Consider the following 25756-nt stretch of genomic DNA (forward strand, 5'->3'; position numbering starts at 1 on the left):
TAACCAGCATGGTATGCCCCTATCAAGGTGAGTCGTAAAGCAGTCAGGCGCGGCTGCGCCTGCTCAGGTTGGTCGCGGCGGACAGGCGGATAGGTCTGCAAATGGGACGCCTACGCAAGACAAGCCGACACGTGGACGAGTCAGCTCGTATAGGTCGTTGTTGCTCGAATGTGCGGGCTGAACTGTTCGCGATGGCGGGGACTTTCCGGACGCCTCACCGCCGTTGCCACACAGTGCCGCTGACGTCCTCAGCGTACTCCTTATCGAGAGGCGAAAACCACCTATATTCAGTTCGTCCCTACCGTGCGTGCCTATGCCGTGAAGGCCTTTTTTGCGCCAGCTCGCGCTGACGTTGCAATGCCTAGCTATTTATTGTGAACCAAAACATGCGTGAGATGAACGCCTCCGGAAGGTGTGGGTGCCATCGCTGTCAATGGTTTGACAATCCGCCTGCTGTTGACCGGTCCGCGGGGAAAGCCGTCTCCCGAGAATCAATTGACTTCCGAAAAATTGGCCGTACAATGAATTTTGTTGCACCGCAGCAAACGGCCTTCGGCCTCGGCGCGTGGTTGAAATTTGAAGCAGAGTTCTCTTGCATTCGCCGCCCTTCCTATCAGGAGCAGTCATGAACACCGTCATTCCCAATCAATTTGCAGAAGCTCAGACCATCAATGTCCAGCAGCTGTTCGGTCTGTCGAACAGCGCATTTGCCGGACTCGAAAAGCTCACTGCACTGAATCTGCAGGCCATCAAGGTAACTCTCGCTGAAAACCAGGCCATCCTGATGAAGACGGTGTCCGCGCGGCCGGAGGAGCTGTTTGTGCTGTCAACGAGTCTCGCGAAGCCGATGGCGGAAAAGGTCTCGGCATACAGTCGTCAGGTCTATGAAATCCTGTCGGGAATTCAAGGCGGGCTCTCTTCAACGGCGCAGTCGCAGTTCCAGCAGTATCAGCGTGGAGCGCATGTGTTCGTCGAAAACCTGACTAAGAACGCTCCGCTTGGAACGGGCATTCCGCTCGCGGAATAAAGGTCGACCGTCACGACAGCTAGGCCATTACCACGCTGCGCGTCAGGTCCCGAAGAAACGTCGCGCGGTTCAACTCGAGTCGCTAAAAAAGTGATGCAGCGTGCCAATCGTCACGGGAGCGGCGCGGCTTATTTAGCGTGGGGGGCAACTGGGTAGGCCGAGAGAGGGGGCCCCACGCAGCAGCAATCTGCGTTGCGAGAGGCATCCTGCTCCTGCGCGACCTACTGGCGTCTAACAATCGGCCCGCCAACACACGCGCGTCCATCTAAGTGGCCGTTATAAAAAGTTAAAACCTTGTTATAAAAAGTTAAAACCTCATTCGCTAGATATGTCTTTACTCATTCGTATCATCGAAGAGTCTCTCAGACATTAAAGCCATTCAATGGATGGGACTCTTTTTAGGGCGGACAACCGCATCCTGCGGATGCTCGGAGGAAGCCTCGTGCACGGGGAAAGCCGGCTCCCCGTGGCTTGGCTCAACGCATGCGGAACGCAGAGCAGGTGATGACTCTAGCTATGAGCATCGACCCACGCACGAGCCCAATCCAGCCCCGCAAGCTCAGCGTCCTCCTCACTTTCGTAATGTCCAAGGACACCTGAAGCATGGACAAGCTTGCCGCGAAGGGTGATGGTTCCGCTAGCCGCATAACGTTCTCGCTGAAACCCGCCCTCGAGTTCCACGATTGAGTGTCCCCACACCTGATACCGTGGTAGCTCTGCGATTGCATTAGCGCACGACGTGAGCGGATAGCGCGTGGCCCCTTACGCGAAGGACGTTGCCCTCCGGTGTAACCTGACGCGGGATTTCAGACATGCCCGGTTCGTCTTTAGGCAAAGTCCTTGGCACATTGCCTTGTTTCGCGACGAGCTTTGATGCAGGCGCCGATGTGCGCCGCGAATACACCTTTTTCGCATGCAAAGCCACGTGCTGCCGCACGGCGAGCTTGTGCAGGGCAGGCGCCCTGTGTGGCGCAGTCGCGCGCGCCTCCGGCGGATTCCAGACTTCCGAATATATGCCGGCTCCGAAAGCAGTCGGCGCAAGCGCCGCCGTCAACAACGCAAGTCCAAGTTTTCGCATGTTTTCCCTTGCCTAGTGGACTCCAGAATGGTTTCGCTAACGCGCCCCAGGCGTTCGAAGGCAGCGGACTCACTCACCCAACGACGCGAGCTCGCCGAGCGCCGATTACCCCTACAGATGGCATCGTCTTATTGCCGACAGCGCGCGACGTCGATTCCGGCCGTCTTCAAAGCTGCGTCAATCGCCTCAAGCTCCTGGCCGAAGTCCAGCGCCCATTCCTCGCCGTCGCATCGCACAGTAATGCCGTTGTGCATCGAAATGAGATTGCGCGCTTTATACAGCGCATCGACAAGCCTCGATTCTCGCTGGGCCTCCCGGACCCAATTATCCGCTCTCATCCTGCACCTCCTTTAACAAGCCTGCGATTCCGCACCTCGGGGCCGGCCAATTGGCCTGGCTGACGACCGACGAATCTGCGGTTCACACATCCCGTTTTCGCCCGTAGGATACTGTACATCCATACAGGTGTTTTTCGCAATGACCACTGTCACGCCGTCTCCCGAATCGATACACTCGTCCCTGTGGCGGGCGTCCCAGCTAGCACATGGGCGAGGCCGGGTAGTTGAGACGGGCTATCGCCCCGTGCTGTCAAACATGTAATGCGTCACGCCATGTCCGTCTACCAGCATCCCCTCGTTCACATGAACCGGTGCTGCGACGGCACTGGCGGAAGAAAGAAAACAAACAGCAATACCGCCGCCTTCACAATAACCTACTGCACAAGCTTTACCCGCCTGAAGGCCCGTAGCAATGTGAGGTCGTAGGTAATCTTCAGTACTCCGCATGCCACCAGCGGTACACCGGCAAATCCCGAAGCCATCATTGCCCCCGCCATCATCGGTCCGATTGTAGCCGCGAGACTTCTTGGCACGGCGGTGAAACTCGCAGCAGCCGGCCGTTCGGGCGGCGTTACCACGGACATGACGTACGCCGTTCGTGTTGGGACATCCATCTGGGAAAGCGCACTGCGTATCAGCAAAAGCGTCAGGGTCGCCCACACGGAAGAACAAAACGCCGCGCCAATCAGACAGAGACTGGAAGGAATGTGAGTGAATACCATCGTATTGAGGAGGCCAATTTTGCGGGCGAGCGGAACGGCCAACAGTTGGGAGGCCGCGGACAACAATCCTGTCCAGAAGAAGAACTGCGCAGCGATGCCGAGCGACAAGCCGAACCGCTGCAGCAGCCAAAGCGAAAGGAGCGAATTCACAACCAGGCCACCCGCGAAGGCATCCACACTGAAGAGGAGCGCAAGTCGAGTCACGACGCGCCGCGAGGGACCCAGTGACACTCGAGCAGAGCTCTCACCCGGTCGGCACTCAGGCAGCCCACGATAGAGCCAGCACAGCATCGCTCCAGCCAGGGCGTACGTCAGAAACATGATTCGCAGCGCAGTCAGCATTTCGAGTCCGACACGCGAAACGAGCCACGCCGGCACCGCTGCAGCAAACGCGCCGATGGCCGCTGACAGCGCCCCTGCGAGGCTGTAGCGCGCGAAAATCGCCGTCCGCGCTTCGGCCGTGGCCAACTCAGCCAGACGTGACTGCTCAAGCGGCAAAAACAGGCTGACATCCCCTGAGCTGGGGTTGAGCGTTCCGATAAATGCCATGAGGACCAGAGGCCACCACGACATCAACGAGGCAAAACCCAGTCCCGTGGCGGTCATCAGGACGGCAGCCCAAATTAGCATCCGTCGAAGCGGGTACCGAGGCCCAATCACACCAACCGCAATGGTCGCTAACGCCGAGCCAAACAAAGTGGCGCTGCCAATCAGTCCGACCTCCACTTGCCCGTAGCCCAGCGCAAGCAGATACACCGGCAAAATCACGGCAACGTATCCATCGCAAAAGCCGCGCAATGAGCGTCCCGCCAGAACCCGAGCGATTCCGCTGTCGACTTGCGCCGGCAGTACAAGGTGCAAGGCGACCTGTCGAGCTTTTTTGCACCGACGCATTTCTGCCTCCCCTCTTCAAATCACATCGAACTCTTGTAGACTACTCTACATGATTGTAGAGTAAGCATCATGAGAGAAATTGACTGGTTCCTCTTGGTCCTGACCTTTCCGACCGATAACGCCACGGCCCGCATGCGGTTCTGGAGGGCCTTAAAGGCGCGAGGATGCGCCGTCCTCCGCGACGGCGCATATTTGCTGCCTGCTACCGTTGCCTCAGAAGCAGACCTCCTCGAACTGACGAGTGGAATCAATGAGGCTGGCGGGACCGCACATCTAGTGCACGTGGGCAACAGGGACGACGAACAACGCCATCTCTTTCAGTCGCTCTTTGACAGGAGCGAGGAGTACAACACGTTCGTGCGGGGGCTCGCGGAGTCGCGAAAGACCTTGTCTGTGTTGTCCCCGGTGGAAGTCGAACGACTATTGCGCCGCACGCGGAAGGACTACGACGCTATCGTCAGCATTGACTTCTTTCCGAAAGAGGCTGGAACTCGAGCGGAGGCGGCCTGGCAGGACTTTGTGAGTCTGGCCGATACCATCTTGTCGCCGGGCGAACCGCATTCATCCGAAGCGGCTACTGGACCTGCATGTATGGCGTGTCGGCCCGGGACATATGAGTGCAGTAGTGTCAGTCGCAACCGATGAAGCGCAGCGCAGTCCGAGCTTCTATCACGCAGCCCTCAAGCGACTCAAGGGCCAGTCGCACGTGACAGTCGAGGTGAATCCCTCCCGCGCGGCGGCTTTAGAAATGGCGGTCAACTCACCGTGTATCGACGTGTGCCGAATTGATGGCAAATCCGGTTTGTGCGTGGGATGCCTCCGTACTCGCGAGGAAATTCGCGGCTGGAAGACGATGACCGACCACCGGCGTCATCAGGTCATCAACGACAGGTCTCGCCGGATGGCGAAGCTGCAGCGTGAATCACCGCGACCGATGTCCGGTAGCGAATCCACGAACGGGTATTCTGACGACGCGAGTTAGGGGGGCGAATCAAATTATTCCCTGCAGCAGACTTTGATATCTGGTGGGTGCTCCGTAACCCGTGTCCTATCCCATACCGCCTTTCATCGCGGCGCCCTTCGTTTGCACAGCCACGGATAACGAATATCAAAGTCACTGACAGGGATGGCGCATAGCCGTCGCGCGCCGCTGTCTCGTCATTTAGAAGCTGTTGCGAAATTAGTTAAACATTGGCCTGAGTCGCGTCCAGCAAATCAAGGCGCAAGCCAGGGACAGAAAGGCTTCATGGACATGGGCATAACGTTCGTAGCGAATCTTCAGGCGTCGAAACGAGTGAAGCCATGCAATCGAGCGCTCGACTGGCCAACGCGTTTTGCCCAGACCACTGCCATGGGGCGAGCCAATCTTTGCGAGCACCGGCGTGATGCCGCGCTCTCTCAAACGCTGTCGATGTGGTTCCGAGCTGTAGCCCCGGTCGCCCTGAACGATTTGCGGTTTATGCAACGGGCGTCCCCGCTTGCCTCTAATGTGTGGAATGGCATCGACGAGTGCATCAAGCTGGGTGACGTCGTGGCGGTTCGCCCCGCTCAGAATGACCGCGAGCGGGATGCCTTTCGCGTCGACGATGAGGTGGTGTTTGCTGCCGAGCTTGCGCCGGTCCGTGGGATTCGGGCCGGTTTTTTTCCCGCCAGCATCGCGCGAATCGACGAGCTGTCTACAAGCGCTCGTGACAAGTCGATTTCGCCACGGCGACGCAGTTCGGCCAGCAGCGTTTCGTGGATGCGTTGCCAGACTCCTGCTTCTTGCCATGCCACGAGCCGCCGCCAGCAGGCGGTGCCCGAACCGCATCCCATCTCCTGCGGTAGCAGATTCCACGCAATGCCGGAGCGCAGTACGAACACAATGCCCGTCAGCGCGGCACGGTCGGGAGTCGGCTTGCGGCCCGCATACTGGCGATTGCGCGGTGCCCGAGCAGGTAAAAGCGGTTCGATGAGCAACCACAATTCGTCGTCGATGAGTTCTTTAGGCATCGCTTCCTGTTGGACAAAACAAGACAGGAAGTTAACACCAAGTCAGAAAAGTTAACAGGCCCAGAACTTAATTTCGCAACAGCTTCTTAGACTGGGACTTCTCAATTGGCGTCAGCAGACTAGCGGTCCTCACATCTCTCCGTCAGGGCCGCTCGTTGCTGGCCAGGCGCGCGCTAAGAATAGGCGTGTATCCTGAGCTCCTCGAACGTACTGCGGTCATTTTCGCTTGCGCTCGTCGCAGGTTGGCTCGTCTCGGTTGCCGTGCTCGTGTCCAACGGTGCCTGGTTCGTAGTGGCCGGTCAGTAGCGTTCGTTTCCCACGGCCAGCGGATGGTCGCCGCCGCCGGGTCAACAGGGCACTGAAGTGCCGTCATTGACCTCCGGCAACAGCCATCCTTTTGGGGACCCGACAACACGTACGGGTCCTTTTTTTCCGCATGCCATGGACGTTGCTGATGTTGTTGCGTCCGCGCTGAGTGGAAACCAACGTTCGGCAGCGCACTACAAGTGCTTACAAATCTCACACTGACGCGGTGCACCTTTCCCTCGGCTGCGGCGTTCTTGCTGACACACACCAACGGAGCGCGACATGAGCACCAACCTGACTTCCAGTTCACCGCAACGCAGCCGTATCCATCCGCTGGTTGCAGGTGCTGCCGTAGCCGTCATCCTGGCCAGCGCTACGGGTATCGCGGCGATGACGGGCCTTCTTCCGACGTCCCGCGCTGTAACGGCGCCTTCGACGCAAGCTATGCCGGTCGCGGCACAAATCGCCAGCGCGCCGGTTGCTTCACCGCAGCCCAACGCAGAGCAACGGGTGACCCGGGAGCAAGCGCCCGCGCAGCCGCGCGTCCATCACCACCCCAAGGTGCCGGTTGAGCAGGGGGCAAGGTATGCGAACAGCGACGCGTATCAATCCACGGTGACGCCCACGCCGAGGCCGGTCGCCGTTGACCCGACCGCTGGCGAAGTGGTCGCCGTCAATACGGTCCAGGAAGCAGAACCCACTACGGGTCTCGGAGCGGTAGGCGGGGCCGTCGCTGGCGGGCTGTTGGGAAATCAGGTCGGCGGGGGGCGTGGTCGCATTCTGACCACGATTGCCGGCGCCGTCGGCGGCGGCCTCGCCGGCAATGGAATCGAGCATGCTGTGCGAAAGGCGACGAGCTACCAGGTGCAGGTCCGGATGCAGGACGGCAGCTACCGGAATTTCAATTACTCAACGCAGCCGCCGGTCCAAGTTGGTGAGCGCGTTCACGTATCGGGCGACTCCCTGAGCGCGTCGTAATGAGGCTGCAAAACCGGCGGGACTTTTGCGGTTACTGCCGGTTACAGGATTGACAATACGGCCTTACCTGCTGCGGCTTGGCCCCCCTACAATCTGCGTCGTTCGTCGTTGTCTGGCATCCGCCAGAAACGGGAAGGACTGGAGAAGTCATGAAGCACGCTACCCTTATTCTCGCAGTGGGATTTTCTGCTGCCTGTGCGTCCAGCGGGGCTTTCGCTCACGCGGATATCGGCGTTTTTCTGGGGGTTCCTGGTCCGGTGTATGTCGCGCCACCTCCGGTCGTGTACGAGGCGCCACCTCCGGTCATGTACGAGGCGCCGCCCCGAGTGGTGTACGCACCAGCTCCAGTCTATGGCTACGGATACCGCGATGAAGGCGACTACGGCGACGAGCGCCGATGGCATGACCACGGCCGGCACCGCGGATGGGAACACCATCGTCATGAAGATGACGACTGATTTGCCGCTGGCGGCCCTCGACAGCGCATGATTGGCCGCACTCGGAACTGAGCGCGACTCTCCTTCGATAAGAGCGATTTCTCGCAGCCCGATAAGCCAAGCAGGCGAAAGCATTTGCTTCTGCTTCCTGCTGCCGCTTGCAGGCGATGCCCCAGCAGGCTACCCCGCGGCGTAGCGAATCATGTCCGGTCGACTCCGCGTTTGTGGGTGAGTGCACGACCATTTGTGGCACGAGGACAGCGCGTGATGCGCGCGAACTCTTTTGGAAATAACTCGCCTGGTAAAAGCCCGCAAGACGCCGGTCGTCCGGACGAGAATTGGCGCCGAAATCCGCAAACCGAAAGAGACTCTTGATTCACCTAGGCCGATTGGTTTGCGAGACGAACCGTTACATTTCGACGAATCACGTGACGTCAACGGGGCGACGGCTCGCACGTTTATATCGGAGGGGCAACGGGCCTCACATCCTGAGGAGGGACATAGCAATGAACAAATTTTATGCGGTTGCTATTGCAGCATTGTTCTCCATAAGCGCCTCGTACGCCCAGACGTCCGCGCCGGCGGCATCCAGCAAGGCTGCAGCTCCCGCTGCTGCAGCTCAGTCAGCGTCGTCTAGCTGTGAAACCCAGGCAATTGGAAAAAATGGGAAGCCGTTGACCGGTGCAGCGAAGTCATCCTTCATGAAAAAGTGCGAGGGCAATGCCAAGAGTGCGGCGTCGACCGCATGTGAAGCCAAGGCAGTTGGAAAAGACGGCCGACCTCTCGCCGGCGCTGCGAAGGCGTCGTTTTTGAAGAAGTGCGAGGCGGGTGCTGGCAGTTAATCCGGCGCTCGACTCATAGGCCGGTGGGCGAGCCGGCGGTGCTTCTACGTTGTAATCGGTTTTTTCGGATAATTGAGGCTGTACAAACACTGACGGCGACCGTCAGGGTCTCGTATTCGGAGTCGCGAAACCTTCTCGAAAAACGTCGAAGTCAACGCGCCTCAGGCTCGAAGTGGTGTTTGTACAGTCTTTCATTGGAGCGATTTGCCTGCCCCTACAGGGTGGGCAGGTGCTCGAAGTCGTCAAAGCTAGCGAACGGCGGCTGCACCTCGGTTGCCTCAAGCTCATCCACAAGAGCTGCGGACATTCCCTCGCATAACCAGGCGCACATATCGGCAAGCTGCTCGGGCGAACCCTGCAGCATCGCTTCGACCGAACCGTCCATGCGGTTACGTACCCAGCCGGTGACGCCCAGCGCTCTCGCGTAGCGCACGCAGGCCTCCCGATAGCCGATGCCCTGCACCTGGCCACGGACCTTAACCAGCCGGGTTTCAAGCGTTCCATCGTTGTCGTCAGTGTTCATGCGTGTGCTCTCGCAGTGAGTAGAGGAGCAATTACACTGGCCTCTCGATGCGGCGGGTCGGCTGCAATTGCGTGCTTGCGCATCCTTGACTGGGCGGGACCAACTGGTCTCTGCTGGAAATCCCCGCCCATTCGGTACCATACGCCTGTGGGTGTGCCGGCGGGCACTCCGAGTTGACCGGGCAAGTTCGGTGGGCGACATTGAATCGGCACAAGATGCACGCATGCATCTCAACGCGCAAGAGCGTGCAAGCGGCGGGCGGGTATCGGTGATGCGGAGTCAGCAACTGGCGCTGCTCCCCCTCAACGGCATCTTGAATGCACATGCTCGGATGCTCGAGGGCTTCATATGCTAGAGACTCATCAAACCCGCTTCTTGCGACATATACCCTTCGCGCTGAAACGTTTGGATGCCAACGTGTCATGACGGGATTCGGAACATGCCAAAGGACGGTCACAGAATACACAGAATACAAGGAGGTCTGGTGCGTTCGAGGCAGTGTCTGGAACTGCTGCTGTACATCGCCGTCCTCGCTTGGACCGGAGCATCGGCCAGTGGCATTGAATGCGCGGCAACCCGCCAACCAGCCGAGCGCGTCATCTGTAAGCACGCCATTCTGAACAACGAGCACAACGGTACCTTCGCTCAGCAACAGGCCCTTCTCAGCAGCGGTAACCTATCACCCGGGCAACTCGCTCAAAGCGGGCACTTCGGGAACGCGAATGCCGACGTTTGCTGCATCGGCACGGTCCTCGTGCAATGGAAAACGAAAGCTAAGCCCGTGGAGGCGAAAACTGCCGCTGCGCCCGCTCCGGGTATGGCTGCCGCACCCAACTTGGCTTCCGTTGGACCGACATCGGGTGCAGGCGTTGTTCCTCTTGACGAGCTCAGTCTTTCTGCTGCCGCAGCATCACCAACATCTGGAGCCTCTGTGGCGCAAGGCACTGAGGCCAGCGCCGCGCTGCTGCAACCGGCCGCAAGTAACACGCTCTCACCGCGGGATATGTCATCCGCGTCCAGCCCGTACGACGCGCGCCGCGAAAGGAGGCTGACCGTCGCGCTCATAGTGCTCATCCTTATCGCTATTCCACTTAGCGCATTCATCATCCGCCGGAACAAGGCGTTGGGCATAACGACCAATTACCGAAGGGCCCGCGGTAAGAAGAACCGCTGAATTGACGCACCTCATCATCGGCATGGCATGCGGCCAACACCGATTGGATGGACGGCGCGCTGCCATTCCACACCGCGGACTGGTAGCCCTGACCGTCGGGCACTTTTTGGTAGCGTCAAACCGCGGCATGAATACCCGGCGCAGATTGGTGCGTTGGTCGACCCGCTCGTCAATCAGGTATGCCGGGTTAATCTCAATTGCGAGTGCCAGCGAGGTTCGGACGTCTTCGCATTTGCAGGGCGCAAGGGTTCTGCGGGCAGCACGACGGCCAGCCAGGCGAAAGCACTCAGAAAAGGAATTTATGCGCCAGGTCCGCCAAACCAATCACGATTTCAAGGGCAATAAGCCCTATGACATACCATTCGAGGCGGTGAACGTGTTTGGTTTCCGCGATTTCGGCCAGGGTTTGCGCAGTTCCCGAAATTAGCTGCAGCTTGCGTTCAAGCGCGGCTTGTCGCTCGTGCAGTTCGTATTCGTCCTCCAATAGTGCATAGAGGCCGCCGAGCTCCGGGTGTTCCCAAAGGGTCTCCGGCTTGTCGCCGATTTCAGCCCGGCCGACCATGCGGTGTTCGATTAGGAGCATCCCGCCAATTTTTGAGAGTAGCGTTTTGGCGTCCGCGCTCACCTTTCCCGTTCTCGCCAGTTCCGATGCCAGCGGAATGATGCTATCGAACTCGCTCGCGGTCTTGTCTTCGTACATCGACAGCACAAGGCTTTTGCTGAGGCTGTCCGCTATCACTTGAGCCTTTTCCAACGTCAGCGCATCGAGCCAGACTGCACCGCCTTGCACCGCAACGTTCGTCTTGCCGCTCTGGATGGCGATTTCTTCGAGCTGAGGTCGCCCGTAGGCGTTGTACAGCAACTGACCTAACGAGGAGAGAAACCGTTGTTCATCACCAAGCGACACACCAAAAAGCACGACGACGCCGTACCTGAAAAGAACGGCGATGCCGTCAGCCCCCCCTACCGTTACGGTCAGAGGCGTGGTGGCGAGTGAATCCGTGATTTTGAAGTTCTTGAGGTCAATCCGGTCGGCGATGAGATGTGCACGAGCCTGTACCTGCGGAAGCGAACTGATGGCGAGATTCGACATTGGGTCACTTCAATTCGTTGAAGTCATCGAAAGTATAAATGCCGTAGCCAGCCAAGCGCCTGAGCACGTCGCATATTCCAAGAAAAAGCCCTCTGGAAAAGCGGGCCTTCTAACAAGTGGCGGGTCGCTTATGCTAACGAGCTTGACCGGGCAAAACGTCTTGGCATTACTTTGCTTTCCAAACCGTTCAACATTGATGAACTCACGGCGCTCATCGCTACGCTGCACCCTCACTCTGGACGCGAAAGTACGGTCTCGTGACTCAGGGCTTGCCGCGGGCAGGACCGACCCGCCGCCGCAGCTCGTCGGGTGGCCGTGCCGCGGCGCCAGGAAGTTGCCGCAGACGATGGCGGTCCAACGACATGACAACGTCGGCCGCCATCCCTGTAGTCTTTGTTCGCCGCGACAGTGCAATCCTTTGTAACTGCTCGTCGCGGGTATCGACAGGTCGAAGGACCAGTTTCGTCTGAACTTGCCCGCGGCTGTAATGCCTTCCCCGCCACTCTCCAGCTTCCGCCGGTTCTTCGGGCGAGCAATTACCGGCCTCGCGCACCGAGCGGGTTCCCAAGCGACGATGTGGGCATGCGGCAACGACTCACTTCATGTCGCACATCGGCTAAAGTTTCGACTCGCGCGGCCGACAACGTATCTGCAGTGATTTGCGTTGCGGCTGCTCCCTATTGCGTGAACCAGACCATCAAGCCGACTCTGTGTGACAGGACGGGGCGAGACGAAAATGAATAAAGAATTTGAAGCTGTGCGGATTGAAGAACTCCTCGCGCTGGATGGCGAGCACCTCGATGCGCTGCCTTTCGGCGTTATCGGCTTCGCTCCCGACGCGATTGTCACGTTGTACAACGCAACGGAATCGAAAAACGCTGGGTTGCGACCGGATAGAGTGCTCGGGAAGCACTTCTTCGAGGAAGTGGCGCCGTGTATGAACAACTTCATGGTGGCGCAGCGATTTGCTGACGAGGACGAACTTGACCACATAGTTCCCTACGTCCTGACCTTGCGGATGCGGCCTACGCCAGTGCGCCTGCGGTTGCTCAAAGCTCCGGGGTACGCGACGCGTTTTGTGCTGATTGAGCGAAGGGCGACAAGTTGAGCACGGCGAACATAGAACCGAACGACGTCGAGGCGGAGTATGAGGCCCTGCTGTCGTTCATGTATCTTTCACCGGTCGGCATTGTCCGCAGTGACAAACGCGGCGTTGTTGACATGATGAACCCGCTCGCGGCACAGCTTCTGATGCCTCTGGTGAAAGACGGAAGCATGGAAAACATCTTTGATAGCCTTGCGTCCGTCGCACCGGAGCTTCGCAATCTGGTGAGCAGTTTTCAGGCGGAGCGCGGGCCCGTCTGCGAGAACCATCGAGTGTTTGTGACACAAGCTAAGGATGGCCCTGTCGTCCTTGGCTGTTCCATCATCAAGGTGGCCGCCAATTTGCTGATGACGGTCTTGTCGGATATCTCGCGACAGGTCGCTGCCGAGCGTCGGGCCCGGCAGACGGAGGCGTGGCTGGCCGGAATCTACACGAGTGTCAATGACTTCGCGTTCTTTACGCTGGACTCGCGCGGTCGTATCGAAAGCTGGAATTCATCTGTCGAGCGCTTGACGGGCTTCGTGGAGCCGGACGTTATCGGGCGAACGCTTGCCCGCTTCTATGCGAGGGGCGAAGCCGCTTCACACCACTCACCCGAGCACATTGCCCTGACGCGTGACGAGGGGTGGCATGTCGAAGAGTTCTGGTGCGAAACAAAGACCGGTCGTCGCTACTGGGGCCAATTGCTCGTGGCCGTGCTCCGCGAGGTGGAAGGTGATATTTCAGGATACTCGGTAGTCTTGCGCGACGTGACTGAGCGAAAGGTTAACAGCGACAACCTCAAGCGCCTCCTCACAACTGACCATCTGACCGGGGCGACCAGTCGGGCGCACTTCTTCGAAATTGCGGAATCGGAGGTTGCACGCGCCAAAAGGCAGGGCCGGACATTGTCTGTCGTTATGCTGGACGCGGACCACTTCAAACGTATCAACGACACTGCAGGGCATCAGGCCGGCGATGAGGTCCTGAAGCGTATCGCCGCCGAGGCGAAGGCAGTGCTGCGAGTATCGGATGTCGTCGCAAGGCTCGGCGGGGAGGAGTTCGTCCTGATGCTACCTTCCACCACGACGCACGAGGCAATGGAGGTCGCTGAGCGACTGAGGCGAGCGGTAGAACGCGCCAGTATTGAGACCGGAGTCGGACAGTTGAGGGCGACGATAAGCCTGGGTGTCGCGAGCCTGGGAGACGCAGCCCCGACGCTTCAAGAGTTGCTAGCTGCCGCCGACAAGGCTCTGTATAACGCAAAAAGAGCAGGCCGGAACTGCGTCCGGAGCGCGGATGGCGCAGCGACGTCCGCCGCCGACGAAGGCAGCCTGCGTCAAAAGTGATGAGCTATCAATGGTGGGACCACCGTGCGGCCACGCACAGCGGCAGGCATTGCTTCGGTCAAGCAGGTGACCGCTTTTAGGGTTCGTACTTATGAGCGTGTGCTGGGCTGGGCAAACTGCGTAACGGAGCCGGCGCCGGTAAAAAACCTTGTGTGAGGTATCTGCTAAGGATGCTCCGCGACCCGCTGGCATCTAACATCCGCCTACAAAGTAAGACGCGCCCATCTAAAGTGGCCGCCACAAAAAAGTTAAAACCCCGTTCGCTAGATATGTCTTTACTCATTCGTATCATCGAAGAGTCTCTCAGACATTAAAGCCATTCAATGGATGGGACTCTTTTTAGGGGGGGCGACCGCATCCTCGGATGCGCGAGGAAGCCTCATGCGCAGGGAAAGATGGAACCACCTTGGCCCGGCTCAACGCAGTGCTGCAACGCAGTGCGGCTGATAGCTCTAGCTATGAGCATCGACGCACGCGCGAGCCCAATCCAACCCTGCAAGCTCAGCGTCCTCCTCACTTTCATAAAGACCAAGGACACCTGAAGCATGGACAAGCTTGCCGCGAATGGTGATGGTTCCGCTCGCCGCATAACGTTCCTCTGCAACTGGCCATCGTGCTCAACGATTGAGTGTCCCCACACTTGATACCCTTGGTAGCTTTGCGATTGCATTAGCGCACGATGTGAGCGGATAGCGCGTGGCCTCTCACACGAAGGACGTTGCCCTCCGGTGTGACTTGCCGCGGAATTTCAGACGTGTCCGGTTCGTCTTCAGGCAAAGTCCTTGGCACATTGCCTTGTTTCGCGACGAGCTTTGATGCGGGCGCCGATGTGCGCCGCGAATACACCTTCTTCGAATGCAAAGCCACGTGCCGCCGCACGGCGAGCTTGTGCAGGGCAGGCGCCCTGTGTGGCGCAGTCGCGCGCGCCTCCGGCGGATTCCAGACTTCCGAATATATGCCGGCTCCGAAAGCAGTCGGCGTAAGCGCCGCCGTCAACAACGCAAGTCCAAGTCTTCGCACGCTTTCCCCTTGCTCAGTGGCCTCCGGAATGGTTTCGCTAACGCGCCCCAGACATTCGAAGGCGACGGACTCGACGACCCAACGACGCGAACTCGCCGAGCGCCGATTAACCCTGCGCCGCAAACGTCGCAATCCCGGCGTGGGGAGGCTCGCGGCTTGGCCCACGCCCATCGACTGCGTCTTTGTTCCGGAAAACTGGCCCTTCGCCGTCACGAAAATACCAGCCTAGCACTGTACATCCATACAGGTTATCGCGCAATGACATCTGGCGTGCGTTGTGACGTCCAGGTGTCAAGGAGCTCGGAACGTCGTTTGCTGTTCGTAGTGTCTCTACCACCATATAAGGAGTGGCGATGGCAGGCGACAATTCCTACAAGCCGGGCGCAATAGTGAAAGTCTCAGGCATCTACTCAGTTCGGCAAGGGCGCGCACTTCGAACTGAAGTACGCGACAACGCATTCCCACAAGCACGGAGAACTCCAAGGCACAGAAGCTCGAAGTTAGGCTGCGCCCACCCTAGCAACCGACGTCGAACCTGCGGTCGGTCGCAGGCTTTCGCGTCGAGTAGTTCCCGCGCGATTCGTACCGCATGACAGGCCGGATATCGCGCGAGATGTAGTGTGCGCCCGACAGGGTAGTCGGGCATCGTTCACAACGCGGCTCTTCGTTCGACTGCTCAATGGCTACAGCACGCGGTTCGCAATCTCCAGCTCTAAGCCGTTACGGGAAGATGCGAGACTTCGCGCATACGCCCGAACCGGCGCCTGCGAGACGAGCGACCCGTCGCCCGGCGCGCCTCGGTTTCGTCATCCAGAAGCATTGGGCGAGCCGCCTGCATTACGACTTCCGCCTGGAACTCGACGGCGTGCTGCTTTCCTGGGCGGTACCCAAGGGCCCATGCTACGACCCGAAAGAAAAGAGAATGGCCGTCCACGTGGAGGACCATCCGGTCGAGTATGCGACGTTTGAAGGAACGATTCCGCCAAAGCAGTACGGCGCCGGCACGGTGATAGTGTGGGACCGTGGGACGTGGGAGCCTGTCGGGGACCCTCGAAAGGCAATGAAGGCCGGCAAGCTGGTGTTCCGCCTCCATGGCGAAAAGCTCGCCGGTCTGTGGGAGCTGGTCAGAATCTCAAAGCCGGAAGACAAACAAGACCAGTGGATGCTTTTCAAGAAGCGCGACGACTGGGCGCAACCGTTATCTGAGTATGACGTCATTAAGGCGCTGCCCGACAGCGTCACGACAAAACCACTCGGTCTCGTCGAAGAGCGTGAGCCGAAAGTAGCGCGGCCCGCGCCTGACACTCTGCTGGCGATAGACCTGTCGGCCGCAGTCTGCTCGCCGCTACCCGCCAAACTCGAACCGCAGAGGGCAACGCTAGCTTCATCGCTACCGACGACGGGTGACTGGATAGTCGAGTCCAAGCTGGATGGTTATAGACTTCTCGCCCGGGTCGACAAGGGGCGTGTACGGTTGTTCACCAGTGGCGGCCACGACTGGACAAAGAAGCTTGCAAGGCTGGCCATCGAGGTTGGAGAACTCCCTCTTTCCAGCGGATGGCTTGATGGCGAAATAGTTGTACTCAGCAACGGCCTGCCCAACTTCGGCGCTCTGCAAGATGCGATAGACGGCGCAGCGAATGACGAAATCATCTATTTTCTGTTCGACCTGCCGTACTGTGATGGCAAAGACTTCAAGAACGTCCCCTTATGGGCAAGGCGCGCGCGGCTAGCCCAGTTACTTGGGAAAGGTAGCGACCGCATACGCTTTAGTCAGGATTTCGACGCTCCAGTCGCCCAGATATTCGAGGCCGCAGCAGGTTTGGGTCTTGAAGGCCTGATGTTGAAACGCCGGGACGCCCGATATGAGTCCGGAAGGACGCAGACCTGGGTTAAAGCGAAATGCCGACTGCGACAGGAGTTGGTCATCTGCGGTTTCACTGCCAGGGGCGGCAAGGAGGGCGAAGTGGGCAGTTTGCTGCTCGGCTACTACGTAGGCAAAAAGCTTCACGACGCGGGTAGCGTGGGCACTGGGTGGAACGCTCGAACGGGTCGGGACCTCTGGCAGCGCCTGCTTCCTCTGGAACGCGATACGAGCCCGTTCGACGTTGCGGTATCAAAGCCAGGCCGCTGGTCCAGGCGTGCCGCCGGCGCTGAACGTTGGGTACATCCAGAGCTGGTTGCCGAGGTCGAGTTTGCGGAGTGGACAGGCGAAGGCGATGTCCGGCAGGCGTCCTTTAAGGGCTTGCGTGTCGATAAGCCCGCGCACCGCGTAATCCGCGAAACCGGAGAAGCGCTGAGGCCTGCTCCTCTCACTCAGGTGAAGGTCACGCATCCGGAGCGCGTCATTGACCCTGCGAGCGGCGTCAGCAAACTCGAACTCATCCGGTACTACGAAAGCGTCGCCGAGTGGATGCTGCCGCACCTTGTAGACCGGCCAATTGCAATGGTTCGCGCGCCGGCGGGTATAGCCGGTCAGACGTTTTTCCAGAAACACGCGGAAAAGACCGCAATGCCCGGACTGAAGGCGCACGACCGCAATCTGTGGATGAATCATCCGCCCGTGCTCACGGTCGATACGGCAGACGCGCTGCTGTCGGCAGCGCAGATGAATGTCGTTGAGTTTCATACGTGGAATTCAACGACCGAGCACATTGATACACCGGACAGGGTCATCTTCGACCTCGACCCTGGCGAGGGAGTGAAGTGGAAGCAAGTTCAGGAGGCCGCGCTTCTTACGCGGGCGTTGCTTGAGGAGCTTGACCTGCAGGCGTGGTTGAAGACGAGCGGCGGTAAGGGGCTGCACGTCGTCGTCCCGCTTGCGCCCAGACTCGACTACAAATCCGTCAAGTCGTTCTCGCAGGCGTTCGTCAGACATCTGGCGAAAACGATTCCCGACCGCTTTTCCGCAACATCAGGGGCAGCCAACCGAATCGGCAAAATCTATGTCGATTACCTGCGCAATGGCAAGGCGCAAACCACCGCCGCCGCCTTCTCCGCGCGGGCGCGGCCAGGAATGGGCGTCTCGATGCCCGTGTCATGGGAACAACTGTCCGACCTTAAAAGCGGTGCACAGTGGACGGTGCAAACGGCGAGGGAGTATCTTAGCTTTCAGACGCGAGACCCATGGGATGGTTACTGGTCAGCGAAACAGTCGGCGGCGTCGGCGATAAAGCGCCTGCGATGAATTGCCTGGGATGCAAACGGCTGGCGCTGGCAGGAATAGAGGCTACAGGCGAGAGATTCGTTCCAGCGCGGCAGGCGCTGACATGTCCGTGAGCCAATCTCAGTCTCACGATGCGGACCTGCCACTCACCGGCACAAGACGTGCTCTGTCGCGTGCAACCGGGCCTGCGGACTTTGAATCATTGCAGCGCCGATAAATTACCGCGTCCGCTCACAGGAGGCTCACATGGCGGCTCGTTCCATCGCATCGCTAACACTGTCCTTCGGTCTTGTGTCCATTCCGGTGAAACTGTATTCGGCGACGGATAGTGCCGCGGGTGTGGGCTTCAATCTTCTGACGCCGGAGGGTGGCCGCGTAAAGCAGCAGTACATCTCTGAGGCCACGGGCGCTGTGGTGGCTAGAGCGGACATGAAGAAAGGGTACGAGTTCGAGAAGGGGCAGTTCGTCGTCTTCGCTCCGGAAGAACTGAAAGCGCTGGAAGAAGGCGCGAGCCACGTCGTGGAGATTGTGTCGTTCGTTCCCGAGAAGTCAGTGGACCCCTTGTACTACGACAAGGCGTACTTCATCGCGCCGGACAAACGCGGTGGCAAACCGTACAGCCTGCTTCAGCTTGCGATGCGAGAAAGCGGACGCTGCGCGCTGGCAAAATGGTCGTACAAAGGCAAGACCCGAATCGTGCAGATAAGGCCTGCCGAAGACGGCATGGTCTTCCAGCAACTGCTGTTCGCCGATGAGGTGCGCGCGCTGAGCGATTTGCATATCGAACACGTGACCGTGAGCGATACAGAGCTCAAACTCGCGCTGCAAATTATCGACCAGGTGTCGGAAGACGCCTATGACCCGACGGCTTACGAGGACGAAGAGAAGAAGCGGATACTGGAAGCCATTGACCGGAAGATAGCAGGCAAACAGATTGTTTCGCCGGAGGCACCGGCCGAAGAGTCGGGCGGTCAGGTGATTGACCTGATGGAAGCACTCCGCGCCAGTCTCAGCGCCAATAAGGACAGGCGTGAGACACCTGTGACGACAGCGGCGCCAAAGACGCCGGCGACGAAAAAGACTTCACCTGCCGAGGTCGAAGTACTCGCCGCCAAACCGCGTCGGCCGGTCAAGCGCGCGACACCGAAAGCGGACGTCAAAGAGGCGCCCCCAGCCAAGGTCCGGGCACGCAAGTGACAAGACCGAGCCAGTCTAACGATTACTCGTTGCGCAGCCTTCAATCGCTGCTGGGCGTGTCGCGCCGGGTGCTTTCCGGGCTGATTGACGCTGGATTTGTCCACCCGTCGCGTGGCCGACGCAACGAGCTTCGATTTTCCTTCCAGGATGTTGTGCTGCTGCGCACTGCGTTCCAGCTGCAATCGGCCAAAGTCTCCGCACGAAAAATTCTGAGGGCGCTTGCCAAGCTGAAATCCGAACTCCCTGATGAGCTTCCACTGTCCGGGATTCGAATTACGTCTGTGGGCGAGACCGTCGCCGTGAAGTCAGGACAGGCGCAGTGGGACGCTGATTCGGGCCAGCATCTGCTTGACTTTGAGGTCGCGCCTATCCGGGGGGACGTGGCGTTTCTCGACTCCGTACCGCGAAACCAGGAGAACCGCGAAGAACAGGCAGAAGAATGGTTCGCACTAGCCGAACAGTTGACCGAAACCGACGCTGTCGGCGCGGAGCAGGCCTACCGGAAAGTGCTCGAGCTCTCGTCATCACCGCACTACGACGCATATACCAACTTGGGCGTATTGCTATGCGAGGCGAAGACGCGCTGCGATGAAGCATTGTCCATTTTTGAAGATGCGCTTGAGCACTTTCCCGAGGATGCGTTACTGCACTTCAATCGCGCGGTCGTCCTCGAAGAGCTTAAACGCTACGATGCTGCCGAAGCGGCCTATCAGCGAAGCATAGAACTCGACCCGACGCATGCTGATGCTCATTTCAACCTCGCAAGACTGAGCGAGATTCGTGGCGACAAGCAAGGCCTCGTCCGACATCTAAGCGCTTATCGTCGGCTCGTCGGCTGAACAGTCTTCAATCGCGCGCCGTTATCCATTGCTGTCAATCCAGGCGCGCGCCCATGTTAGTCCCGCTTCTTCTGCGTCTGCGCGTCGTTAAATAGACCCCGAACGCCTGAGGCTTCGACGAACTTATTGTCGCGCGTGATTGTGCCGCTCGCTGCGTATCGCGAGTTGGGACAAACCTTTCCCTCTTCTATCGCATGTCCCCATAGCGCGTATCCACGCAACACATCGGCTTGCATCCCTTGCCCCTGCAAATGGCTACTTCCTATTGCCGAAAGCGCGCGACGTCGATTCCGGCCGTCTTCAACGCTGCGTCAATCGCCTCAAGCTCCTGACCGAAGTCCAGCGCCCATTCCTCGCCGTGGCATCGCACAGTAATGCCGTTGTGCATCGATATAAGGTTGCGCGCTTTATACAGCGCGTCGACTAGGCTCGATTCTCGCTGGGCCTCCCGGACCCAAACATCCGCTCTCATGTTCCACCTCTTGGGAAACACCATGCCTCTCACCCTGCAGCCGGCTCATGGGCTTCGCTGACAAGGTCAAGAAACGCCGGTTAACATTTAACAGCCTCACTTGTAGGATACTGTACATCCATACAGGTGTTTTTCGCAATGACCACTGTCACGCCGTCTCCCGAATCGATAGACCCGTCCCTGTGGCGGGCGTCGCAGCTGGCACATGGGCGAGGCCGGGTAGTCGAGACGGGCTACCCGGTCCTGTCAGCGGAACTGCCGGGCGGCGGATGGCCGGTAGGTGCACTGGTGGACTTTCTCGTGCAGCACCCAGGTGTCGGAGAACTTCGGCTGCTGCGTCCTGCGCTGACCCAAACGGGGAGCAGGCCCATCGCATTCGTTCAACCGCCACATACACCCGACGGGCTCGGGCTCGCCTACATCGGCCTGACGCTCGAACAGATGTTTCGCGTCAAGGCACCGAAGACTGCGGACGCGCTCTGGTCGGTAGAGCAGATATTGCGGGCAGGAAGTTGCGGAGCCCTCATTTTCTGGACTCAGTACGCGCAGTCTTCATCGCTTCGACGGCTGCACCTTGCGGCGCAGTCATCGGAAACTCTCTTTGTGATGGTCCGGCCGCTCGCCGCAGCACAGGACGCGTCACCGGCACTATTGCGCCTGGCGCTCAGACCCTCTGCCGACGGCCTGACCGTCGACATTGTGAAACGACGAGGACCCTCATGTGGGGAGCCCCTTGCCGTTGCCCTGCAACCTACCCCCGTCCTGCTGTCACGACATGAGCGTCTCTCGCGCGGGTCACCTGCCGAAGTCGCGACTGGAGGTCAGCGGAAGGAAGTGCTCGCCTGAAGTCATTGCGGTAACGTCGTGCATGAACGTTGCGTTGCCGGGCCGCGGCCCGGGGTGTGCTTATCATGACAGCATCGAACGGAGGCATTCATGTGCTACTCGGCTCAGGTCGTAGCAGATTATCGAAAACTTGTACGTACCTTTGGCGCCATCATGGAAACCACGAGTTCGCCCGGCTGTTCTTCGAGCGCGCGGAGGGAATCAGCAAAGCGAAAACACCGAAGGCCATGGGAGACGCCTTCGCCGAACCGGCTGAAGCAAACAGCCTTAAGATTTAAGCGCTCTTGCTGATAAACAGTGGCCTCCGGCTCCTCTTCATAAGCGATTCAAGCGGTGCGAGTCTCTGATAGGCCCAATCCAATATCAAAAAAGACCACAGTTAAATCTTTCCGGCTGGTGGCTTAAAACCCGAACAGGTTGTGCTGAATCTGGCGCAGGTGACCTGTCAGTACCTGGCCAGCTTGTTCGGCATCGCGGTCACGCAGTGCTTCGACAATCGCTCTGTGCTGCGCTTCGTATTCTTTACGGCGTTCGGGCGTCAGTGAGTGGCGCTTGAGCCGGCCCCATTCGCCCTGTTCGCGAACGCGGTTAGTCAGTTCAAGCACCTTGAGGAAGAAAGAGTTGTGGGTCGCGAGTGCGAACGTGCGATGCAACTCGCCGTCCCAATGCTCGAACTCCTCGACGGTCTGCGCCGCTTCGGACCGCTCAATGCACTCCATCATCCGGGCGAAGTCCGATGACGTGGCGTTACGCGCAATCAGCTTCGGCATCAACGGTTCGATGAGGAGGCGCGCTTCCATCAGCTCAGCAGGACTGGTCTGCGTCTCGGATATTTCGTCAATGACGATTTCCGGCGCGGGCAATGCGTTCGCAGCGCCGGGAAGCACAAAGGTCCCGCTGCCTACTGTCTGCGTAATCAGCCCGCGGTCCTTCAAGTCCTGCAGGACACGCCTGACAGCACCACGAGACGCGCCGAACTGCTCGCTCAGTTGACGCTCAGCGGGCAGTTTGACGCCATCGCGCATCCGACCCGACGCAATCTCATCGTGAAGGTATGCGGCCAGCGCCTTCGCGCCAGCTGCCCGTACAGGGCTCTTTGTCTCGACATCACCCATCTTGAGTTCCCTCGGTTTCCATTAAGTGAATCATACCACATTAAGTACCAATTGGTAGCGTTATTGGTTAACCCTCACTTGCTAAGCGTCCAATATGGTTCTACAGTACGACCTACGCAAACCAATTGGACTACTTCAGGAGCCATTTCATGAAACTTGCAAACCTCCACGTGGACGGCGCTGCGCTTATCGCAGTCGTCGATGCCGACAAATCAGTGTTCTGGCCGGTCTCGACGCTGGTCCCGGAGTTTAACGGGGATATGGTCCAATTGGTCCAGTCTTTCGGCGCATTCAAGGGCGACCTCCGTCCTCACGGGGAGGGACGTGCCCTCAGCGACGCAACAGTGCTCGCTCCTATCGACCAGCCGCGTCGGAACATCTTCTGCGTGGGCAAGAACTATCACGAGCACGCGGCTGAATTCCAGAAGTCGGGCTTCGACAGTAGCGCCAAGGACGGCGAACACGCCCCCGAAGCACCTGTCGTCTTTACGAAGCCGGCCAGCACGGTCATCGGCCCGGGCGCGAAGATTCCGCGTCACGCCGATGTGACCAGCCAGCTCGACTACGAAGCAGAACTCGGCGTCGTTATCGGCAAGGCGGGTCGCGGCATCAAGAAGGCCGACGCGATGGACTACGTCTTCGGTTACACGGTCATCAACGACTTCACCGCTCGTGACCTGCAAAAGCTCCATCGTCAATGGTTCATCGGCAAATCGCTCGACGGCTTCTGCCCGATGGGCCCGTATCTCGTGACCGCCGACGAAGTGGATGGTCAGAACATTGATGTGAAGTGCTGGGTCAATGGTGAGTTGCGTCAAAACTCAAACACCAAACAGCTCATTTTCGACATCCCCACGCTTATCGAAACGCTGTCGGCCGGCATCGAACTGCAACCGGGCGACGTAATTGCGACCGGCACCCCAGCTGGCGTTGGCATCGGCTTCAGCCCGCCGAAATTCCTCCAGGCAGGTGACGTCATCCGTATCGAAATCGAAAACGTCGGCGTGCTGGAAAACGAGGTGAGCGAATGACTACCCAGGTAATCAGGAACGTCGCAGTAGAAGTCGACGGCGATGGACAGGCGGTAGTCTGTATTCACGGTCTCGGCGGTTCGTCCAACAACTGGACGCCAGTTCTTTCAGCGTTCGAAGGCATGAAAGTCGTTCGCCCCGAATTGCCTGGCAGCGCGCGCTCCGCGCTCCCGTCCGAGCAATTGTCCATCGACCTTTACGTCGAGACGCTCGCTGGTGTGCTGGGCGAACTAGGCGTCTCAAAGGCGCACGTCGTTGCGCACTCAATGGGCACCATCGTCGCGCAACACCTGGCCATCAAACATCCCGAGCTCGTGAAGAGTCTCGCACTTTTCGGGCCGTTGCTGGCGCCTTCGGAACAAGGTCGCCCCGGCATTCAGGCGCGCGCTGCCCTGTCCCGCGAGAAGGGAATCGCAGGCGTGCAGGAAATTGCCGACGCTATCGTCAAGGGCGCGACGAGCGCTGAAACGAAGGCGCAGCGCCCGGTCACCATCGCTCTCGTACGCGAAAGCGTGATGCGGCAGTCGCCGGAAGGCTACGCGCAGAGCTGTGAAGCACTGGCTGGCGCGCAGGCAGCCGAAGTCGAAAAGATTTCGGTGCCGACATTGCTGGTCACCGGCGATGAAGACGGTGTCGGTCAACCGGCTGCTGTCAAGGCAATCGGCGAGCGCATCGCGGGGAGCAAGGTCACGGTCCTGTCCGGTTGCGGTCACTGGACGACCTTCGAAAAGCCCGCCGAATGCGCCGATGAGCTCAAGGCATTTTATAAGTCAATGCAGTAAGTTTCCCACCAATCGGAGGAGACATGAACAGAATCGTTTTTACCAACGTCAATATTTTCGACGGCACTGGCGCGGACCCGTACATCGGTGAAATTCTGGTCGAAGATAACCGGATAGCAAAGGTAGCGAAAAACGGCGACAGCGTGAATGCCAGTGGTGCGCATACCATCGACGGTCGCGGACGTTTCATCATGCCGGGCATGACCGAAGCGCATACGCACTTCTCGTGGAATGACCAACCTTCGCTGTCGGCAATCCAGTTCATGCCGCCAGAAGAGCACATCCTGTGGTGCGTCAGGGTGGCCAAGCGCTATCTGGAGATGGGCTTCACGTCTGCGCTCGGTGCAGCAGCAGCAAAGGCTCGTCTTGATGTCGTGTTGCGCAATGCCATCAATGCGGGTGAATTCCCCGGGCCGCGTTATCTCGCTGGCAGCCAGGAAATTACCACCCTTGGTGGCCTTGGCGACAACACGTTGCCCCATCTACCATTCCGCGAGCTGAACTTTGGTGAGGTGGTAAGCGGCCCGGAAGAAGTACGCCGCGCGGCCCGCATGTTCATCAAGTACGGTGTCGACCATCTGAAAATCAACCTGTCTGGAGAATACATTGCAGGCATCCCGGCGGAAGCCTCCCCGTTCTCCGAGGAAGAAATCGCGATGCTGGCGGCGGAAGCGAAACGTGCCGGCAAACGCGTGGCAGCGCATGCCCGTTCGAGCGAGTCGGTCAAGCAGTGCGTGCGTCATGGTCTCGAGCTGGTATTCCACGCGAGCTTTGCGGACGAAGAAGCGCTGGATATGCTGGAAGCGAACAAGGAGAAACACTTCGTGGCTCCCGGTATCGGCTGGCTTGTCAGCACGCTTTACCACGCTGAGAAATGGGGCATCTCGCAGGAGGTCGCGACGAAGATGGGCTATGCGCGTGAGCTGGAGGTTGCTTCCGAAACGCTGACGAAGATGCATAAGCGAGGCATCAGGATTCTGCCTGGCGGCGATTATGGCTTCGCGTGGATGCCGCATGGTACGAATTCCCGCGACCTTGAGTATTTCGTCAAGTACATCGGCATGACGCCCAAGGAAGCACTCCTCTCGGCGACGCAGCTCGGCGGCGAACTGATGATGCAGCCGGAGAGCATCGGGAAACTGGCCGAAGGCTACTACGCAGACATCGTGCTGGTCGACGGCAACCCGCTGGAAGACCTCAAGGTGCTGCAGGACCCGGCAAAGATTTCCCTGGTCATGAAGGACGGCGAGCTCATCAAGAGTTGCTATGACATGAAGGCTCCAGAAGGTGCTATCCACGTCACCGGCGGCAACGAGCCGATGAGGGATGAAGGCGTCAAGAAGGCCATGCACGCCGAAGCCCATTGAAGTGCGGCCGGGACGTCCACCTAAGTCCCGGTCGTTTGTTCCTAAAAAAATGAAGCCAGCTAGCTCACCGCGCTCCGCCGGTGT

At 59.0% G+C, this 25756-nt stretch carries 22 protein-coding genes and 7 pseudogenes; 19 read left to right on the forward strand and 10 right to left on the reverse strand.

Going from position 1 to position 25756, the window contains the following annotated elements; all coding sequences use genetic code 11:
- Positions 1 to 625: 625 nt before the first annotated feature.
- Positions 626 to 1027 (forward strand): TIGR01841 family phasin, encoded by a 402-nt coding sequence (gene phaP, locus OH764_RS31670; protein WP_498849948.1) that lies wholly within the window; start codon positions 626 to 628, stop codon positions 1025 to 1027.
- A gap of 510 nt (positions 1028 to 1537) precedes the next feature.
- On the opposite strand, the pseudogene OH764_RS31675 reads toward phaP, so the two are convergent.
- Positions 1538 to 1755 (reverse strand): annotated as a pseudogene (locus tag OH764_RS31675) (hypothetical protein).
- A gap of 478 nt (positions 1756 to 2233) precedes the next feature.
- Positions 2234 to 2443: a hypothetical protein gene (locus OH764_RS31680; RefSeq protein WP_498849949.1), complete on the reverse strand. Its 210-nt coding sequence runs from the start codon at positions 2441 to 2443 to the stop codon at positions 2234 to 2236.
- 139 nt (positions 2444 to 2582) lie between these two features.
- Here OH764_RS31680 and OH764_RS31685 point away from each other — a divergent pair.
- Positions 2583 to 2699 (forward strand): annotated as a pseudogene (locus tag OH764_RS31685) (translesion DNA synthesis-associated protein ImuA); the annotation flags it as partial.
- 118 nt (positions 2700 to 2817) lie between these two features.
- On the opposite strand, the gene OH764_RS31690 reads toward OH764_RS31685, so the two are convergent.
- Complete coding sequence (locus OH764_RS31690) at positions 2818 to 4059, reverse strand: MFS transporter (protein ID WP_498849950.1); 1242 nt, start codon at positions 4057 to 4059, stop codon at positions 2818 to 2820.
- Between the two features lie 69 nt (positions 4060 to 4128).
- Here OH764_RS31690 and OH764_RS31695 point away from each other — a divergent pair.
- The 3 genes and pseudogenes from OH764_RS31695 to OH764_RS31705 all read left to right on the forward strand — a co-directional run.
- Positions 4129 to 4635: pseudogene (locus tag OH764_RS31695) on the forward strand (Chromate resistance protein ChrB); the annotation flags it as partial.
- Positions 4634 to 4795, forward strand: a pseudogene (locus OH764_RS31700) (CDF family Co(II)/Ni(II) efflux transporter DmeF); the annotation flags it as partial. The pseudogenes OH764_RS31695 and OH764_RS31700, both read left to right, overlap by 2 nt.
- Before the next feature lie 12 nt (positions 4796 to 4807).
- Complete coding sequence (locus tag OH764_RS31705) at positions 4808 to 5041, forward strand: DUF1289 domain-containing protein (RefSeq protein WP_498851338.1); 234 nt, start codon at positions 4808 to 4810, stop codon at positions 5039 to 5041.
- A 198-nt stretch (positions 5042 to 5239) separates the two neighbouring features.
- Here OH764_RS31705 and OH764_RS31710 read toward each other — a convergent pair.
- Positions 5240 to 6051, reverse strand: a protein-coding gene (locus OH764_RS31710; protein WP_498846769.1) for an IS5 family transposase whose coding sequence is annotated in 2 segments (ribosomal slippage) — positions 5240 to 5712 and positions 5712 to 6051 — 813 coding nt in all. Because the reading frame shifts where the segments join, the coding sequence is not laid out codon by codon here.
- 588 nt (positions 6052 to 6639) lie between these two features.
- On the opposite strand from OH764_RS31710, the gene OH764_RS31715 reads away from it, so the two are divergent.
- The 3 genes from OH764_RS31715 to OH764_RS31725 all read left to right on the forward strand — a co-directional run bounded on the left by OH764_RS31715 (position 6640) and on the right by OH764_RS31725 (position 8614).
- Entirely contained in the window at positions 6640 to 7335 is a 696-nt protein-coding gene (locus tag OH764_RS31715) for a glycine zipper 2TM domain-containing protein (RefSeq protein WP_498849951.1), read from the forward strand.
- A 149-nt stretch (positions 7336 to 7484) separates the two neighbouring features.
- Positions 7485 to 7793, forward strand: coding sequence for a hypothetical protein (locus OH764_RS31720; protein ID WP_498849952.1), 309 nt, complete (start codon positions 7485 to 7487; stop codon positions 7791 to 7793).
- Positions 7794 to 8278: 485 nt separating this feature from the next.
- On the forward strand, positions 8279 to 8614 hold the full coding sequence (locus OH764_RS31725; RefSeq protein WP_498849953.1) for a hypothetical protein: 336 nt from the start codon (positions 8279 to 8281) through the stop codon (positions 8612 to 8614).
- Between the two features lie 214 nt (positions 8615 to 8828).
- Here the strand turns inward: OH764_RS31725 and OH764_RS31730 are convergent, their stop codons facing one another.
- Positions 8829 to 9137, reverse strand: a complete 309-nt coding sequence (locus OH764_RS31730) for an acylphosphatase (RefSeq protein ID WP_498849954.1) — start codon at positions 9135 to 9137, stop codon at positions 8829 to 8831.
- A gap of 484 nt (positions 9138 to 9621) precedes the next feature.
- Between OH764_RS31730 and OH764_RS31735 the strand changes: the two genes are divergently transcribed.
- Positions 9622 to 10311, forward strand: a complete 690-nt coding sequence (locus OH764_RS31735; RefSeq protein ID WP_498849955.1) for a hypothetical protein — start codon at positions 9622 to 9624, stop codon at positions 10309 to 10311.
- Positions 10312 to 10597: 286 nt separating this feature from the next.
- Here OH764_RS31735 and OH764_RS31740 read toward each other — a convergent pair whose 3' ends face one another.
- Positions 10598 to 11404: an RMD1 family protein gene (locus tag OH764_RS31740; RefSeq protein WP_317015978.1), complete on the reverse strand. Its 807-nt coding sequence runs from the start codon at positions 11402 to 11404 to the stop codon at positions 10598 to 10600.
- A gap of 736 nt (positions 11405 to 12140) precedes the next feature.
- Here OH764_RS31740 and OH764_RS31745 point away from each other — a divergent pair.
- Both OH764_RS31745 and OH764_RS31750 read left to right on the forward strand, forming a co-directional pair.
- Positions 12141 to 12512 (forward strand): PAS domain-containing protein, encoded by a 372-nt coding sequence (locus tag OH764_RS31745; protein ID WP_498849956.1) that lies wholly within the window; start codon positions 12141 to 12143, stop codon positions 12510 to 12512.
- Positions 12509 to 13837 carry a sensor domain-containing diguanylate cyclase gene (locus OH764_RS31750; RefSeq protein WP_498849957.1) on the forward strand — a complete coding sequence of 443 codons (1329 nt, stop codon included), beginning with the start codon at positions 12509 to 12511 and terminating at the stop codon, positions 13835 to 13837. Before OH764_RS31745 ends, OH764_RS31750 begins: the two co-directional genes overlap by 4 nt.
- 452 nt (positions 13838 to 14289) lie before the next feature.
- On the opposite strand, the pseudogene OH764_RS31755 reads toward OH764_RS31750, so the two are convergent.
- A pseudogene (locus OH764_RS31755) lies at positions 14290 to 14507 on the reverse strand (hypothetical protein).
- 1080 nt (positions 14508 to 15587) lie between these two features.
- Between OH764_RS31755 and ligD the strand changes: the two are divergent.
- The 3 genes from ligD (at position 15588) to OH764_RS31770 (ending at position 20059) form a co-directional block, all read left to right on the forward strand.
- Positions 15588 to 18044, forward strand: a complete 2457-nt coding sequence (ligD, locus tag OH764_RS31760; RefSeq protein WP_498849958.1) for a DNA ligase D — start codon at positions 15588 to 15590, stop codon at positions 18042 to 18044.
- Positions 18045 to 18269: 225 nt separating this feature from the next.
- Positions 18270 to 19220, forward strand: coding sequence for a non-homologous end joining protein Ku (ku, locus tag OH764_RS31765; RefSeq protein WP_309587208.1), 951 nt, complete (start codon positions 18270 to 18272; stop codon positions 19218 to 19220).
- A 29-nt stretch (positions 19221 to 19249) separates the two neighbouring features.
- Complete coding sequence (locus OH764_RS31770) at positions 19250 to 20059, forward strand: tetratricopeptide repeat protein (protein WP_374121824.1); 810 nt, start codon at positions 19250 to 19252, stop codon at positions 20057 to 20059.
- A gap of 21 nt (positions 20060 to 20080) precedes the next feature.
- Here the strand turns inward: OH764_RS31770 and OH764_RS31775 are convergent.
- Positions 20081 to 20295, reverse strand: a pseudogene (locus OH764_RS31775) (hypothetical protein).
- A 26-nt stretch (positions 20296 to 20321) separates the two neighbouring features.
- On the reverse strand, positions 20322 to 20531 hold the full coding sequence (locus OH764_RS31780) for a hypothetical protein (protein WP_498849959.1): 210 nt from the start codon (positions 20529 to 20531) through the stop codon (positions 20322 to 20324).
- 138 nt (positions 20532 to 20669) lie between these two features.
- Here OH764_RS31780 and imuA point away from each other — a divergent pair, with 138 nt between their 5' ends.
- Entirely contained in the window at positions 20670 to 21377 is a 708-nt protein-coding gene (gene imuA / locus OH764_RS31785; RefSeq protein WP_309587214.1) for a translesion DNA synthesis-associated protein ImuA, read from the forward strand.
- A 90-nt stretch (positions 21378 to 21467) separates the two neighbouring features.
- A pseudogene (locus OH764_RS31790) lies at positions 21468 to 21628 on the forward strand (SOS response-associated peptidase family protein); the annotation flags it as partial.
- A gap of 150 nt (positions 21629 to 21778) precedes the next feature.
- On the opposite strand, the gene OH764_RS31795 reads toward OH764_RS31790, so the two are convergent.
- Entirely contained in the window at positions 21779 to 22492 is a 714-nt protein-coding gene (locus tag OH764_RS31795; protein ID WP_309587216.1) for a FadR/GntR family transcriptional regulator, read from the reverse strand.
- Between the two features lie 149 nt (positions 22493 to 22641).
- Here OH764_RS31795 and OH764_RS31800 point away from each other — a divergent pair, with 149 nt between their 5' ends.
- The 3 genes from OH764_RS31800 to OH764_RS31810 are packed head-to-tail and all read left to right on the forward strand — an operon-like array spanning position 22642 to position 25672.
- Positions 22642 to 23523 carry a fumarylacetoacetate hydrolase family protein gene (locus tag OH764_RS31800; protein ID WP_309587218.1) on the forward strand — a complete coding sequence of 294 codons (882 nt, stop codon included), beginning with the start codon at positions 22642 to 22644 and terminating at the stop codon, positions 23521 to 23523.
- Complete coding sequence (locus OH764_RS31805; RefSeq protein ID WP_498849960.1) at positions 23520 to 24305, forward strand: alpha/beta fold hydrolase; 786 nt, start codon at positions 23520 to 23522, stop codon at positions 24303 to 24305. The genes OH764_RS31800 and OH764_RS31805 overlap by 4 nt, the downstream gene beginning before the upstream one ends.
- A 23-nt stretch (positions 24306 to 24328) precedes the next feature.
- On the forward strand, positions 24329 to 25672 hold the full coding sequence (locus OH764_RS31810) for a metal-dependent hydrolase family protein (RefSeq protein WP_498849961.1): 1344 nt from the start codon (positions 24329 to 24331) through the stop codon (positions 25670 to 25672).
- Positions 25673 to 25756: the final 84 nt, after the last annotated feature.

The sequence above is a fragment of the Burkholderia sp. M6-3 genome (assembly GCF_050858985.1).
In the GTDB taxonomy this organism is placed as follows: domain Bacteria; phylum Pseudomonadota; class Gammaproteobacteria; order Burkholderiales; family Burkholderiaceae; genus Paraburkholderia; species Paraburkholderia caledonica.